Source organism: Pseudomonas sp. P110(2024), assembly GCF_057480795.1.
The window spans coordinates 285,982-300,758 of sequence record NZ_JBLIYT010000002.1 but is presented as its reverse complement, the minus strand read 5'-3'; the positions used below and the strand labels follow the sequence as shown (position 1 = coordinate 300,758).

12 protein-coding genes are annotated in these 14,777 nt (G+C 64.6%); 8 read left to right on the top strand and 4 right to left on the bottom strand.

Annotated elements, in window-relative coordinates; genetic code table 11:
• Window positions 1-12: 12 nt before the first annotated feature.
• The 3 genes from AC25ND_RS04310 (at window position 13) to cysN (ending at window position 3,896) form a co-directional block, all read left to right on the top strand.
• Complete coding sequence (locus AC25ND_RS04310; protein ID WP_062364051.1) at window positions 13-771, top strand: Nif3-like dinuclear metal center hexameric protein; 759 nt, start codon at window positions 13-15, stop codon at window positions 769-771.
• Between the two features lie 289 nt (window positions 772-1,060).
• Window positions 1,061-1,978, top strand: a complete 918-nt coding sequence (cysD, locus tag AC25ND_RS04305; protein ID WP_011535568.1) for a sulfate adenylyltransferase subunit CysD — start codon at window positions 1,061-1,063, stop codon at window positions 1,976-1,978.
• Window positions 1,979-1,994: 16 nt separating this feature from the next.
• A complete protein-coding gene (cysN, locus tag AC25ND_RS04300) occupies window positions 1,995-3,896 on the top strand; it encodes a sulfate adenylyltransferase subunit CysN (protein WP_028689770.1) in 1,902 nt (633 codons plus the stop codon).
• Between the two features lie 87 nt (window positions 3,897-3,983).
• On the opposite strand, the gene AC25ND_RS04295 is transcribed toward cysN, so the two are convergent.
• Window positions 3,984-4,463: an Lrp/AsnC family transcriptional regulator gene (locus tag AC25ND_RS04295; RefSeq protein ID WP_028689769.1), complete on the bottom strand. Its 480-nt coding sequence runs from the start codon at window positions 4,461-4,463 to the stop codon at window positions 3,984-3,986.
• 127 nt (window positions 4,464-4,590) lie between these two features.
• Here AC25ND_RS04295 and AC25ND_RS04290 point away from each other — a divergent pair, with 127 nt between their 5' ends.
• Complete coding sequence (locus AC25ND_RS04290) at window positions 4,591-5,787, top strand: methionine gamma-lyase (protein ID WP_028689768.1); 1,197 nt, start codon at window positions 4,591-4,593, stop codon at window positions 5,785-5,787.
• Between the two features lie 24 nt (window positions 5,788-5,811).
• Window positions 5,812-8,502, top strand: a complete 2,691-nt coding sequence (gene mdeB, locus AC25ND_RS04285; protein WP_486976118.1) for an alpha-ketoglutarate dehydrogenase — start codon at window positions 5,812-5,814, stop codon at window positions 8,500-8,502.
• A gap of 112 nt (window positions 8,503-8,614) precedes the next feature.
• Here mdeB and AC25ND_RS04280 read toward each other — a convergent pair whose 3' ends face one another.
• Window positions 8,615-9,052 (bottom strand): Z-ring associated ZapG family protein, encoded by a 438-nt coding sequence (locus AC25ND_RS04280; RefSeq protein WP_028689766.1) that lies wholly within the window; start codon window positions 9,050-9,052, stop codon window positions 8,615-8,617.
• 135 nt (window positions 9,053-9,187) lie between these two features.
• On the opposite strand from AC25ND_RS04280, the gene AC25ND_RS04275 reads away from it, so the two are divergent.
• From AC25ND_RS04275 to zapE, 3 genes are all read left to right on the top strand, one after another.
• Window positions 9,188-9,823 (top strand): alpha/beta hydrolase, encoded by a 636-nt coding sequence (locus AC25ND_RS04275; RefSeq protein WP_028689765.1) that lies wholly within the window; start codon window positions 9,188-9,190, stop codon window positions 9,821-9,823.
• 25 nt (window positions 9,824-9,848) lie between these two features.
• Entirely contained in the window at window positions 9,849-11,198 is a 1,350-nt protein-coding gene (locus AC25ND_RS04270) for a tryptophan--tRNA ligase (RefSeq protein ID WP_028689764.1), read from the top strand.
• A gap of 224 nt (window positions 11,199-11,422) precedes the next feature.
• The gene (gene zapE, locus AC25ND_RS04265) at window positions 11,423-12,517 is read left to right on the top strand and encodes a cell division protein ZapE (protein WP_028689763.1); all 1,095 of its coding nucleotides are present in this window, start codon (window positions 11,423-11,425) and stop codon (window positions 12,515-12,517) included.
• A 33-nt stretch (window positions 12,518-12,550) separates the two neighbouring features.
• Here the strand turns inward: zapE and AC25ND_RS04260 are convergent, their stop codons facing one another.
• Both AC25ND_RS04260 and AC25ND_RS04255 read right to left on the bottom strand, forming a co-directional pair.
• Window positions 12,551-13,447 carry a GlxA family transcriptional regulator gene (locus AC25ND_RS04260; RefSeq protein ID WP_167388431.1) on the bottom strand — a complete coding sequence of 299 codons (897 nt, stop codon included), beginning with the start codon at window positions 13,445-13,447 and terminating at the stop codon, window positions 12,551-12,553.
• Window positions 13,448-13,704: 257 nt separating this feature from the next.
• Window positions 13,705-14,745 carry an NADP(H)-dependent aldo-keto reductase gene (locus AC25ND_RS04255; protein ID WP_062364057.1) on the bottom strand — a complete coding sequence of 347 codons (1,041 nt, stop codon included), beginning with the start codon at window positions 14,743-14,745 and terminating at the stop codon, window positions 13,705-13,707.
• Window positions 14,746-14,777: the final 32 nt, after the last annotated feature.

Below are 14,777 nucleotides of genomic sequence, written 5' to 3'. Positions count from 1 at the left end.
AGGAGATTTTTCATGGCCGTCGCCCTCAATACACTGGTCGAGGAAGCCGAGCGCTACCTGGGCAGCGCGAAGATCCAGGACTACTGCCCCAATGGCCTGCAGGTCGAGGGTCGCCCCCAGGTCAGCCGTATCGTCAGCGGCGTCACCGCCAGCCAGGCGCTGTTGGACGCGGCGGTCGAGGCCGAGGCAGACCTGGTGCTGGTACACCATGGCTACTTCTGGAAGGGCGAGAACCCGTGCATCACCGGGATCAAGCAGCGGCGCCTGAAGACCCTGCTCAAGCACGATATCAGCCTGCTGGCCTTCCACCTGCCGCTGGACGTGCACCCGGAAGTGGGCAACAACGTGCAGCTGGCGCGCCAGCTCGACATTACCGTCGAAGGCCCTCTGGACCCGAACAATCCCAAGGTGATCGGCCTGGTCGGGTCGCTGGCGGAACCGGTGTCGGCGCGGGACTTCGCCCGACGGGTGCGCGAGGCGCTGGGGCGTGAGCCGTTGGTCGTCGAGGGTGAGCAGATGATCCGCCGGGTCGGCTGGTGCACCGGCGGCGGGCAAGGCTACATCGACACCGCCATCGCCGCCGGGGTCGACTTGTTCATCAGTGGCGAGGCGTCCGAGCAGACGTTCCACAGTGCCCGCGAGAACGGCGTGAGCTTCATCGCCGCCGGCCATCACGCCACCGAGCGCTATGGCGTGCAGGCGTTGGGGGATTACCTGGCGCGACGGTTCGCGGTCGAGCACCTGTTCATCGATTGCCCGAATCCGATCTGACGGCCAGCAGCAAGAAAGCGGTTTCCTGTGGGAGCGGCCTTGTGTCGCGAAAGGGCCGCAAAGCGGCCCCAAGATTTATGCGCCAACGCAGAAATTCTGGGTCTGCTACGCAGCCCTTTCGCGACACAAGGCCGCGCCTACAGGGACCTCGCATGGCCCAAACCCCCAGTCATATCGTTAGATTGTTTCGATCTAGGCAGCCTCCTAAATAGAATCAGGTGCTGTGATAAAGTGGCTCGCTCGAACACGGCCCGCAGGCCGTCCATAAGATCGTTTTTCGTGAGTAGCCATGGTCGACAATCTGACGCACTTGAAACAGCTGGAGGCGGAGAGCATCCACATCATCCGCGAGGTGGCCGCCGAGTTCGACAACCCGGTGATGCTGTACTCGATCGGCAAGGATTCCGCGGTCATGCTGCACCTGGCGCGCAAGGCGTTCTTCCCGGGCAAGCTGCCGTTCCCGGTGATGCACGTCGACACCCAGTGGAAGTTCCAGGAGATGTACCGCTTCCGCGACAAGATGGTCGAAGAGATGGGCCTGGAGCTGATCACCCACGTCAACCCCGAGGGTGTGGCGCAGGGCATCAACCCGTTCACCCATGGCAGCTCCAAGCACACCGACATCATGAAGACCCAGGGCCTGAAGCAGGCGCTGGACAAGCATGGTTTCGACGCCGCCTTCGGTGGCGCGCGCCGCGACGAAGAGAAGTCGCGGGCCAAGGAGCGCGTCTACTCGTTCCGTGACAGCAAGCACCGCTGGGACCCGAAGAACCAGCGCCCGGAGCTGTGGAACATCTACAACGGCAAGGTCAACAAGGGTGAGTCGATCCGCGTGTTCCCGCTGTCGAACTGGACCGAGTTGGACATCTGGCAGTACATCTACCTCGAAGGCATCCCGATCGTGCCGCTGTACTTCGCCGCCGAGCGTGAAGTGATCGAGAAGAACGGCACCCTGATCATGATCGACGACGAGCGCATCCTCGAGCACCTGAGCGACGAGGAAAAAGCCCGCATCGTCAAGAAGAAGGTCCGTTTCCGCACCCTTGGCTGCTATCCGTTGACGGGGGCAGTCGAGTCCGAAGCCGAAACGCTGACCGACATCATTCAGGAAATGCTTCTGACGCGTACTTCCGAGCGTCAGGGCCGGGTCATCGACCACGATGGCGCAGGCTCCATGGAAGACAAGAAACGTCAGGGCTACTTCTAATTTTCAGGGTTACTCCATGTCGCACCAATCCGATTTGATCAGCGAAGACATCCTCGCTTATCTGGCTCAGCACGAGCGCAAAGAACTGCTGCGTTTCCTCACCTGCGGCAACGTGGACGACGGCAAGAGCACCCTGATCGGGCGCCTGCTGCACGACTCGAAGATGATCTACGAGGACCACCTCGAGGCCATCACCCGCGACTCGAAAAAATCCGGCACCACCGGTGAGGAAGTCGACCTGGCGCTGCTGGTGGACGGCCTGCAGGCCGAGCGCGAGCAGGGCATCACCATCGATGTCGCCTACCGCTACTTCTCCACCGCCAAGCGCAAGTTCATCATTGCCGACACCCCGGGCCACGAGCAGTACACCCGCAACATGGCCACTGGCGCGTCCACCTGCGACCTGGCGATTATCCTGGTCGATGCCCGCTACGGCGTGCAGACCCAGACCCGCCGACACAGCTACATCGCCTCGTTGCTGGGCATCAAGCACATCGTCGTCGCGGTCAACAAGATGGACCTCAAGGGCTTCGACGAGCAGGTCTTCGAGTCGATCAAGGCCGACTACCTGAAGTTCGCCGAGGGCATCAACCTCAAGCCGAGCAGCCTGCACTTCGTGCCGATGTCGGCGCTCAAGGGCGACAACGTGGTCAACCGCAGCGAGCGCTCGCCCTGGTACACGGGCCCGGCGCTGATGGAGATCCTCGAGACCGTCGAGATCGCCGCCGACCGCAACGTCACCGACCTGCGTTTCCCGGTGCAGTACGTCAACCGTCCGAACCTGAACTTCCGTGGCTTCGCCGGTACCATCGCCGGTGGCGTGGTGCACAAGGGTGACGAGATCGTCGTGCTGCCGTCGGGCAAGAGCAGCCGGGTCAAGTCCATCGTCACCTATGAAGGCGAGTTGGAGAACGCCGGCCCCGGCCAGGCCGTGACCCTGACCATGGAAGACGAGATCGACATCTCCCGTGGCGACCTGCTGGTGCATGCCGACAACGTACCGCCGGTCACCGACCAGTTCGATGCCATGCTGGTGTGGATGGCCGAGGAGCCAATGCTCCCGGGCAAGAAGTACGACATCAAGCGCGCCACCAGCTACGTGCCGGGCTCGATTGCCAGCATCACCCACAAGGTCGATGTGAACACTTTGGAGCAGGGCGCCGCCAGCGCGCTGCAGCTCAACGAGATCGGCCGGGTCAAGGTCGCGCTGGACAGCGCCATCGCCCTGGACGGCTACGAGAGCAACCGCACCACCGGCGCGTTCATCGTCATCGATCGCCTGACCAACGGCACGGTCGGTGCCGGCATGATCATCGCCCCGCCGGTACTGCCGCACGGCAGCACCGGCCAGCACGGCAAGCTGGCCCATGTGTCCACCGAGGAGCGCGCCCTGCGCTTCGGCCAGCAGCCGGCCACCGTGCTGTTCAGCGGCCTGTCCGGCGCCGGCAAGAGCACCCTGGCCTATGCCGTGGAGCGCAAGCTGTTCGACATGGGCCGCGCGGTCTATGTGCTCGATGGCCAGAACCTGCGCCACGACCTGAACAAGGGCCTGCCGCAGGACCGCGCCGGCCGCACCGAGAACTGGCGCCGCGCCGCCCATGTGGCGCGCCAGTTCAACGAAGCCGGCCTGCTGACCCTGGCAGCGTTCGTTGCCCCGGATGCCGAAGGCCGCGAGCAGGCCAGGGCGCTGATCGGCAAGGAGCGTCTGGTCACCGTCTATGTGCAGGCGTCGCCGCTGGTGTGCCGTGAGCGTGATCCGCAAGGGCTGTACGCGGCCGGTGGCGACAACATTCCGGGCGAGAGCTTCCCGTTCGACGTGCCGCTGGATGCGGACCTGGTGATCGACACCCAGTCGGTCAGTGTCGATGAAGGTGTGAAGCTGGTGCTGGATGTGCTGCGTCAGCGTGGTGCGATCTGAGTAACCGTGTGATCTGAGAAACCCCGCTTCGGCGGGGTTTTTTGTTTGCTTCGGGAGAGCTGGGCTGCACAGCAGCCCCCGGCATTGCTAGATATGTTTCTCGGAAACGGGAATCACCCGCCGTTCCTTCACCGCCTTGTACGAAAAGCTCGAATAGATCTCCTTCACCCCCGGCAACCGTTGCAGCACCTCCCGGGTGAACTCGCCAAACGACTCCAGGTCCCGCGCCAGGATCTCCAGCAAAAAGTCATAGCGCCCGGAGATGTTGTGGCAGGCGACGATCTCGGGAATTTCCATCAGCCGCTGCTCGAACGCCAGGGCCATCTCCTTGGTGTGCGAGTCCATCATGATGCTGACGAACGCGGTCACTCCGAAGCCCAGCGACTTGGGCGAAAGAATGGCCTGGTAGCCGGTGATGTAGCCGTTGTCCTCCAGCAGCTTGACCCGCCGCCAACAGGGCGAAGTGGTCAGGGCAACCTGGTCGGCGAGTTCGGAAACGGTCAGGCGGGCGTTGTCCTGCAGGGCGGCGAGCAGGGCGCGGTCGGTACGGTCGAGAGCTGAAGGCATATCTTGCCCTCCTGATTCTATTTTTGTTGTTTTTCTTTCAAAACTTGCGCAATTGCGTGGGCAAGTTTGGAAAAAGCGCGGCAGCTTGGTGGCATAAGCTTATAACAAACCACAAGAGGCTGTTGCCATGCGCGACTCCAACAAAAACACCGGTTTCTCCACGCGGGCCATCCACCATGGTTATGACCCGCTGTCCCACGGCGGCGCCCTGGTGCCGCCGGTGTACCAGACCGCCACCTATGCCTTCCCCACCGTCGAGTACGGCGCCGCCTGCTTCGCGGGCGAGGAACCGGGGCATTTCTATAGCCGAATTTCCAATCCGACCCTGGCCCTGCTGGAGCAGCGCATGGCGTCCCTGGAAGGGGGCGAGGCCGGGCTGGCGCTGGCCTCCGGCATGGGCGCCATCACCGCCACGCTATGGACGCTGCTACGTCCGGGTGACGAGCTGATCGTTGGCAGTACCCTGTACGGCTGCACCTTCGCCTACCTGCACCACGGTATCGGCGAGTTCGGCGTGAAGATCCGCCATGTCGACCTCAACGACATCCCGGCACTGCGGGCCGCGATCACCTCGAAGACGCGGATGATCTATTTCGAGACCCCGGCCAACCCCAACATGCAGCTGGTGGACATTGCCGCGGTGGTCGATGCCGCCCGGGGCCACGACCTGAGCATCGTGGTCGACAACACCTACTGCACGCCTTACCTGCAACGCCCGCTGGAACTGGGCGTGGACCTGGTGGTGCATTCGGCCACCAAGTACCTGTCCGGGCATGGCGATATCACGGCCGGGCTGGTGGTCGGGCGCAAGGCACTGGTCGACCGTATCCGCCTGGAAGGGCTCAAGGACATGACCGGCGCGGTGCTGTCGCCCCATGACGCGGCGCTGCTGATGCGCGGCCTCAAGACCCTGGCTCTGCGCATGGACCGTCACTGCGCCAATGCCCAGCAGGTGGCCGAGTTCCTCGCCGAACAATCACAGGTCGAGCTGCTGCACTACCCGGGCCTGCCGTCCTTTGCGCAGTACGCGCTGGCCCAGCGGCAAATGCGCCTGCCGGGCGGCATGATCGCCTTCGAGCTCAAGGGCGGGATCGAGGCCGGTCGTCGCTTCATGAACGCCCTGCAGCTGTTCAGCCGCGCGGTGAGCCTGGGCGATGCCGAGTCGCTGGCCCAGCACCCGGCGAGCATGACGCACTCCAGCTATACCCAGCAGGAGCGTGCCGAGCATGGCATCTCGGAAGGGCTGGTGCGCTTGTCGGTGGGGCTGGAGGACATCGACGACCTGCTCGCCGACATTGCCCAGGCCTTGAAGGCCTGCGCCTGAACCGCCACGGACGAGGCCTGCGCGATGGTAGCAATGATGAACCCGAACGAGCCGTTGACGGCCCTGGAAACCGCGCTGGACAGTGACCCCGGGGAAACCGCCGAGTGGTGCGAGGCCCTGTCCTCGACCCTGGCCCACTGCGGGCCGGCACGGGCGCGCTACCTGCTGCAGCGCCTGCAGGCCCATGCCCTGGAGCTGGGCCTGGAGCGTGAGGCCCAGGCCTTCTCGGCCTACCGCAACACTTTGCCGGTGGAGCAGCAGGGCAACTATCCGGGCGACCTGGAACTGGACGAGCGAATCACCGGCATCCTGCGCTGGAACGCCCTGGCCATGGTGGTACGGGCCAACCATGCCTACGGCGAGCTGGGCGGGCATATCGCCAGCTATGCCTCGGCGGCGGAAATCTTCGAGGTCGGTTTCCAGCACTTTTTCCGGGGCGAGGGCGGCGGCGCGCAGCGCAGTGGCGACCTGGTGTTCTTCCAGCCGCACTCGGCGCCGGGTATCTACGCCCGCGCCTTCCTTGAAGGGCGCCTGAGCGAGGCGCAACTGGCCAACTACCGCCAGGAGGTCGCGGGAAACGGCCTGTGCTCCTATCCGCATCCCTGGCTGATGCCTGACTTCTGGCAGTTCCCCACCGGCTCCATGGGCATCGGCCCGCTCAATGCCATCTACCAGGCGCGGTTCATGCGCTACCTGCAGCACCGCGGTCTGCTCGATACTTCGGCGCGGCATGTGTGGGGCGTGTTCGGCGATGGCGAGATGGACGAGCCGGAATCGATCGCCGGCCTGACCCTGGCGGCCCGCGAAGGCCTGGACAACCTGACCTTCATCGTCAACTGCAATCTGCAGCGCCTGGATGGCCCGGTGCGTGGCAACGGCCAGATCATCCAGGAACTCGAAGCGCTGTTCAGCGGCGCCGGCTGGAACGTGATCAAGGTGCTGTGGGGCTCGGAGTGGGACGCGCTGTTCGCCCGGGATCATGAGCATGCGCTGCTGCGCCAGCTGGCGGCGACACCCGACGGGCAATTCCAGACCCTCGGCGCCAAGGACGGCAGCTACAACCTCGAGCACTTCTTCAAGCAGAACCCGGCCCTGCAGCGCTTGGTGGCGCACATGAGCGCCGACGAGATCAACGCCCTCAAGCGCGGTGGCCACGATTTTCGCAAGCTGCATGCCGCCTATGCCGCGGCCAAGGCCTGCAAGGGCCGGCCGACGGTGATCCTGGCCAAGACCAAGAAAGGCTACGGCATGAGCAGTGCCGGTGAGTCGCGGATGACCGCGCACCAGGCCAAGAAGCTCGATGTTCAGGCACTGCTGGCCTTCCGCGACCGCTTCCACCTGCCGCTGTCGGACGAGGAAGTGGAGCAGTTGCGTTTCTACCGTCCGGCCGCCGACAGCCCGGAGATGATCTACCTGCGCCAGCGCCGCGAGGCCCTGGGCGGGCCGCTGCCGGTGCGGCGCAGCGACTGCGCCGGCCTGCCCGTGCCGGACCTGGACAGCTTCGCCGGCTTTGCCCTGCGCGCCGAGGGCAAGGAGATGTCCACCACCATGGCTGCCGTGCGCCTGCTTGGCAACTGGCTCAAGGTGCCGGGATTGGGGCCGCGGGTGGTGCCGATCGTCGCCGACGAGGCACGCACCTTCGGCATTGCCAGCCTGTTCCGCCAGATCGGCATCTACTCGCCCCAGGGGCAACGCTACGAGCCGGAGGACGCCGGTTCGCTGCTGGTCTACAAGGAAGCGCGCGACGGCCAGTTGCTGGAGGAGGGCATCACCGAGGCCGGGGCGATCTCTTCCTGGATCGCGGCGGCGACTGCCTATGCCGTGCATGGCGAGGCGATGCTGCCGGTGTACATCTATTACTCGATGTTCGGCTTCCAGCGGGTCGGCGACCTGATCTGGGCCGCCGCCGACCAGCGCGCCCGCGGCCTGTTGCTCGGCGCCACCGCGGGGCGTACCACGCTGGGTGGCGAGGGGCTGCAGCACCAGGACGGCTCGAGCCTGGTCATGGCTTCCATGGTGCCCAATTGCCGTGCCTGGGACCCGTGCTTTGCCGGCGAGCTGGCGGTGATCCTCGAGCATGCCGCGCGGCGCATGCTGGTAGAGCAGCGGGACGAGTTCCACTATGTGGCGGTGATGAATGAAAACTACCCGCAGCCGTCATTGCCCGAGGACGTGCACGAGGATGTGTTGCGAGGCATGTACCGGCTTGCCCGGCATGCGTCGGCAGCGTCCCGTGGCCAGGTACGGCTGTTGGGTTCGGGCACCATCCTGCGCGAGGTGATCGCCGCCGGCGAGTTGTTGGCCAGCGACTGGCAGGTCGACAGCGAGGTGTTCAGCGTCACCAGCTTCAGCGAGCTGGCGCGTGGGGCCAGGGATGCGCAACGCCTGGCGATGGCCGGGGAGCAAGCGGATTGTCACGTGCGTCATAGCCTGCCAGGTGATGCCCCGGTGATCGCGGCCAGCGACTATGTGCGTGCCTGGCCGCAACTGATTGCCGAGTATGTACAGGCGCCCTACATCACCCTGGGCACCGATGGATTCGGACGCAGTGATACGCGTCAACAACTGCGGCGGTTCTTCGAGGTGGATCGGCATGCCGTGGTGCTGGCGGCATTGTACGGGCTGGTGTGCCAGGGCGTGCTGCCGGCAGATGTGCTGGGGCAGGCAAGGGCGCGGTATGGGATTGGCGAGGAGGGGGCGGCCTGGTATCGGTGAGGTGATCTGGGCTGGCCCTGTCGCGGGGCAAGCCCGCTCCCACGGAGGGATATGTCTGGTAGATCACGCTCACAAAAAAGGCCTCTTTCGAGGCCTTCTTCATGTCATCGACTCAACGCTTGAGCCCGTAGCTCTCGTCGAGCATGCCCGGCGAATTCGGGGCCTTCGGTGCGTAGTCGCGCGGCACCTCGGCGGTGTCCTTCGGCGGTGTCAGGCGATCGCGCGGGCCTTGCGCGGCTTCCGAGTGCAGCGCGGCCAGCAGGCGCTGGCGGGTCAGCTCGTCCAGGGCCAGGCGGTTGGCGCCGTCGGCCAGGTGATCCTGGACGTCCTGGTAGCTCTGGGTCAGCTTCTTGACCAGCGAAGCGGTGCTGTTGAAGTGGGTCACCACTTCATTCTGGTAATTGTCGAAGCGCTGCTGGATGTCATCCAGCTGGCGTTGGGTGTTGCTCGGTGCCGCATTGGGCAGCAGGCGGGCCAGCGCGAAACCGACGACGACGCCGACAACCAGGGCCAGGGTCGGCAGCAACCAAACAAGGAGCGAGTGTTCCACGAGTCCTTCCTCTATAAACGGCTTTGCTTTACGTTAACGGCTCAGACCTGCGCTGTATACCGCGAGCGATCGCAAATCAGAACAGAATTCCTCAGCTAGACGAGTCGACCCTCCTCGAGGTCACGGAGTAGTGCCTTGCTTATCCGCGAAACACCCTTGTTCATCGATGGCCCGTGCGGCCAGCTGGAAGCCTTGTACCTGGACGTGGCCGACGCCCGTGGCGCGGTGCTGATCTGCCACCCCAACCCGGTCCAGGGCGGCACCATGCTCAACAAGGTGGTGTCGACCCTGCAACGCACCGCCCGTGACGCCGGCTACGTCACCTTGCGCTTCAACTACCGCGGTGTCGGCCAGAGTGCCGGCAGCCATGACATGGGTGCCGGTGAAGTGGCCGACGCCGAGGCCGCTGCCGCCTGGCTACGCGCGCAGCATCCCGAGCTGCCCCTGGTGCTGATGGGCTTCTCCTTCGGTGGCTTCGTTGCCGCCAGCCTGGCCGGGCGCCTGGAGGCCGGGGGCGCGGCCCTGCAACACCTGTTCATGATCGCCCCGGCGGTGATGCGCTTGAGCGAGCAGTTCCCGCTGCCCGAGCGCGTCGACCTCACGGTGGTGCAGCCGGACACCGACGAGGTGGTCGATCCGCAGCTGGTCTACGACTGGTCGAATGACCTGTCGCGCCCCCATGAGCTGCTGAAAGTGGCAGAATGCGGACACTTCTTCCATGGCAAGCTGACCGATCTGAAGGATCTGCTGCTGCCGCGCCTTTCGAACTGAGCCAAGCCTGAATAAGCGAACACCCATGACCACGCGCATCCTCACCGGTATCACCACCACCGGCACCCCGCACCTGGGCAACTACGCCGGCGCCATCCGCCCGGCCATCCTCGCCAGCCAGCAGCCCGGCGTCGACTCGTTCTACTTCCTGGCCGACTACCACGCCCTGATCAAGTGCGACGACCCGCAGCGCATCCAGCGCTCGCGCCTGGAGATCGCCGCCACCTGGCTGGCCGGCGGCCTGGATCCGGACAAGGTGACCTTCTACCGCCAGTCGGACATCCCCGAAATCCCCGAGCTGACCTGGCTGCTGACCTGCGTCGCCGCCAAGGGCCTGCTCAACCGCGCCCACGCCTACAAGGCTTCGGTGGACAAGAACGTCGAGGCCGGCGAAGACCCGGACGCCGGCGTGACCATGGGCCTGTTCAGCTACCCGGTGCTGATGGCCGCCGACATCCTGATGTTCAACGCCAACAAGGTGCCGGTCGGCCGTGACCAGATCCAGCATGTGGAAATGGCCCGCGACATCGGCCAGCGCTTCAACCACCTGTTCGGCCAGGGCAAGGACTTCTTCGCTTTGCCGGAAGCGGTGATCGAGGAAAGCGTGGCGACCCTGCCAGGCCTGGACGGGCGCAAGATGTCCAAGAGCTACGACAACACCATCCCGTTGTTCACCAGCGCCAAGGACATGAAAGACGCCATCTCGCGCATCGTCACCGACTCCAAGGCGCCGGGCGAGGCCAAGGATCCGGACAATTCGCACCTTTTCACCCTGTTCCAGGCCTTCTCCACGCCAGCGCAATGCGCCGCGTTCCGTGAAGAGCTGGTGCAGGGCCTGGGCTGGGGCGAGGCCAAGCAGCGCCTGTTCCAGCTGCTCGACGGCCAGCTGGCGGAAAAGCGCGAGCACTACCACCAGCTGATTTCGCGCCCGTCGGACCTGGAGGACATTCTCCTTGCTGGCGCCGCCAAGGCTCGCAAGATTGCCACGCCATTCCTCGAACAGCTGCGTGAAGCGGTTGGTCTGCGTTCGTTCCGCACCACCGTGCAAGCCACCACTGAAGTGAAGAAGAAGGCCGCCAAGACCGCCCGCTTCGTCAGCTTCCGCGATGAAGACGGCAGCTTCCGCTTCCGACTGCTGGCCGCCGATGGCGAGCAACTGCTGCTGTCGCGCAGCTTCGCCGATGGCAAGAGCGCCGGTGCGGTGAGCAAGCAACTGCAGCAAGGTGGCGAGGCCGATGTACGGGTAGAGGGCCTGAGCTTCAGCCTGTGGCTGGAGGGCGAGCAGGTTGCCGACGGGCCGCAGTTCGAGGCCGCCGAGGCCCGTGACGCGGCCATCGCAAGCCTGCGCGAGGCCCTGGCGCCGCAGCAGGACTGATACGCCTACGCTGTAGGAGCGGCCTTGTGTCGCGAAAGGGGCGCGTAGCGGCCCCAGAATCTCTGTTTCATGCAGAACTGCCGGGGCCGCTTTGCGGCCCTTTCGCGACACAAGGCCGCTCCCACTAGGCAGGTAATGAGGCAAGTGGTCGCATGTATCATTGCCATCAGGCGGGCCGGTCGCTACAGTGACGGCCCGTTTTTTGTTGCCTCGCTAACGAAATCATGACTCCTCTAGAACGCTATCAAGCAGATCTGAAACGTCCCGACTTCTTCCATGATGCGGCGCAGGAAACTGCGGTGCGTCACCTGCAGCGCCTGTACGACGACCTGGTGCGCGCGCAGAACAACAAGCCGGGCGTGTTCGGCAAGCTGTTCGGCAAGAAGGAGCAGACGCCGGTCAAGGGTCTGTACTTCTGGGGTGGGGTAGGGCGAGGCAAGACCTACCTGGTCGACACCTTCTATGAAGCGCTGCCGTTCAAGCAGAAGATGCGCACGCACTTCCACCGCTTCATGAAGCGCGTCCACGAGGAGATGAAGACCCTCAAGGGCGAGAAGAACCCGCTGACCATCATCGCCAAACGCTTCAGCGAAGAGGCCAAGGTGATCTGCTTCGACGAGTTCTTCGTCTCCGACATCACCGATGCGATGATCCTCGGCACCCTGATGGAAGAGCTGTTCAAGAACGGCGTGTCGCTGGTGGCTACCTCCAACATCGTCCCCGACGGCCTGTACAAGGACGGCCTGCAGCGTGCGCGCTTCCTGCCGGCCATCGCCATGATCAAGCAGTACACCGATGTGGTGAATGTCGACAGCGGCGTCGACTACCGCCTGCGTCACCTGGAACAGGCCGAGCTGTACCACTTCCCGCTCAACGAGGCGGCCCACGAGAGCCTGCGGGCGAGCTTCAAGGCGCTGACCCCGGAATGCACCCAGGCTGTCGACAATGACGTGCTGATGATCGAGAACCGCCCGATCCATGCCCTGCGCACCTGCGACGACGTTGCCTGGTTCGACTTCCGCGCCCTGTGCGACGGGCCGCGCAGCCAGAACGACTACATCGAGCTGGGCAAGATCTTCCATGCCGTGCTGCTGAGCAACGTCGAGCAGATGGGCGTGACCACCGACGACATCGCCCGGCGCTTCATCAACATGGTCGACGAGTTCTACGACCGCAACGTGAAGCTGATCATCTCGGCCGAGGTGGAGCTCAAGGACCTGTACACCGGCGGGCGCCTGAGCTTCGAGTTCCAGCGCACGCTCAGCCGCTTGCTGGAAATGCAGTCCCACGAGTTCCTGTCGCGGGCGCACAAGCCCTAAGAATCCGGGGCTGCAAAGCAGCCCCGGCGATTTTCAGGCCTCCTGCATGAACTGCTGCCGATACTGATTCGGCGATAGCTCCGTATGCTGGCGGAACAACCGGGCGAAGAAGCTCGCGTCGTCGTACCCCACCTCATAGCTGATGGTCTTGATGCTTTTGCGCGTGCTCGACAGCAGGCCCTTGGCCGTCTCGATCCGTAGCCGCTGCAGGTAGTGCAGGGGCTTGTCGCCGGTGGCGCTCTGGAAGCGGCGCATGAAGTTGCGGATGCTCATGCCGTGGTTGCGGGCCACGTCCTCGAAGCGGAACTTGTCGGCGAAGTGCTCCTCGAGCCAGTGCTGGATCTGCAGGATGATCAGGTCCTGGTGCAGCTTCTGGCCGCCGAAGCCCATGCGCCCCGGGGTGTAGCTGCGCTGCACCTCGTAGAGGATGTCGCGGGCCACGGCGCGGGCCACGTTGGCGCCGCAGAAACGCTCGATCAGGTAGATGTACAGGTCGCAGGCCGAGGTGGTGCCGCCGGCGCAGTACAGGTTGTCGGCGTCGGTCAGGTGCTTGTCCTGGTTCAGGCGGATCTTCGGGAAGCGCTCGGCGAAGCTGGCGAAGAAGCGCCAGTAGGTGGTCGCCTCCTTACCATCCAGCAGCCCGGATTCGGCCAGCCAGAACACGCCGCTGGCCTCGGCGCACAGCACCGCGCCGCGGGCATGCTGCTCGCGCAGCCAGGGCAGGACCTGGGGGTAACGTTGCAGCAGGTTGTCGAAGTCGTCCCAGAAGGCCGGCAGGATGATCACGTCGGCGTCGTTCAGGCCGCTGTCGACCGGCAGTTGCACGTTGCTGAAGCTGTCCACGGGCAAGCCGTCCGGGCTCACCAGGCCGATCTCGAACATCGGTTGCAGGCCCAGCCCCAGCTGCTTGCTGTAGCGCAGGCTGGCCAGGTGGAAGAAATCCTTGGCCTGCATCAGTGTCGAAGCGAAGACTTTGTCCACGGCCAGGATACTGACGCGCCGCAAGGACGCGGAGGGTTGGGTAAACATCATTGTCATTGTTCTTATAGGGTAGAGTGGTCAATCACCGGCTGGATCGTCTTATTTTTTGGCGATTGTGTCTACCCCGCCAAAGTACGATCTCTCTCGGTGGGGCAAGCCCGCTCCCACGCATCCGCGCCGGGCTTGCCTGGTGACTCGGTAGCCGCTCAAGGCGCCGGGTTCGGCTGCTCCTGATGCACCGCCTCGATCGCTGCCACCAGCTCATCGCCCAGGTTCAGCGCTTGGCTGTCGATATTGCTGCGCAACTGATCGAGGCTGGTGGCGCCGATGATGTTGCTGGTCACGAAAGGCTGGCGCGTCACGAACGCCAGCGCCATCTGCGCCGGGTCCAGGCCGTGCTCGCGGGCCAGTTGCACGTAGCGGCCGCAGGCAGCCACGGTCTGCGGGTTGGAGTAGCGGGCGAAGCGGCTGAACAGGGTCAGGCGGGCGTTCGCCGGACGGGCGCCATTTTCGTACTTGCCCGAGAGCATGCCGAAGGCCAGCGGCGAATAGGCCAGCAGACCGCATTGCTCGCGGATCGCCACCTCCGCCAGGCCCACCTCGAAGCTGCGGTTGAGCAGGTTGTAGGGATTCTGGATCGACACCGCCCGCGGCCAGCCGCGGGTCTCGGCCAGGTGCAGGAACTTCAGGGTGCCCCATGGGGTTTCGTTGGACAGGCCGACATGGCGGATCTTGCCGGCGCGGACCTGCTCGTCGAGTACCTCCAGGGTTTCCTCCAGCGGGGTGAAGATGTCCTGGGGCAGGTGCTGGTAACCAAGTTTGCCGAAGAAGTTGGTGCTGCGTTCGGGCCAGTGCAGCTGGTACAGGTCGATGCGGTCGGTCTGCAGGCGCTTGAGGCTCTCGTCCAGGGCGGCGACGATGTGCTGGCGATTGTGTTTGAGCTGGCCGTCGCGGATGTGGCTGATACCGTTGCCGGGGCCGGCGACCTTGCTGGCCAGGATCCAGTCGTCGCGGTCGCCGTTGGCGGCGAACCAGTTGCCGATGATGCGCTCGGTGGCGGCGTAGGTTTCCGGGCGCGGTGGCACTGGGTACATCTCGGCGGTGTCGATGAAGTTGATGCCCCGGGCCTTGGCCAGGGCGATCTGGGCGAAGGCCTGGTCCTGGGTGTTCTGCTCGCCCCAGGTCATGGTGCCCAGGCACAGGGCGCTGACGTTGAGGTCGGTACGGCCGAGCTTGCGGTATTCCATCGGGAAGACGCTCCATGGCAAAGAGGCCCATA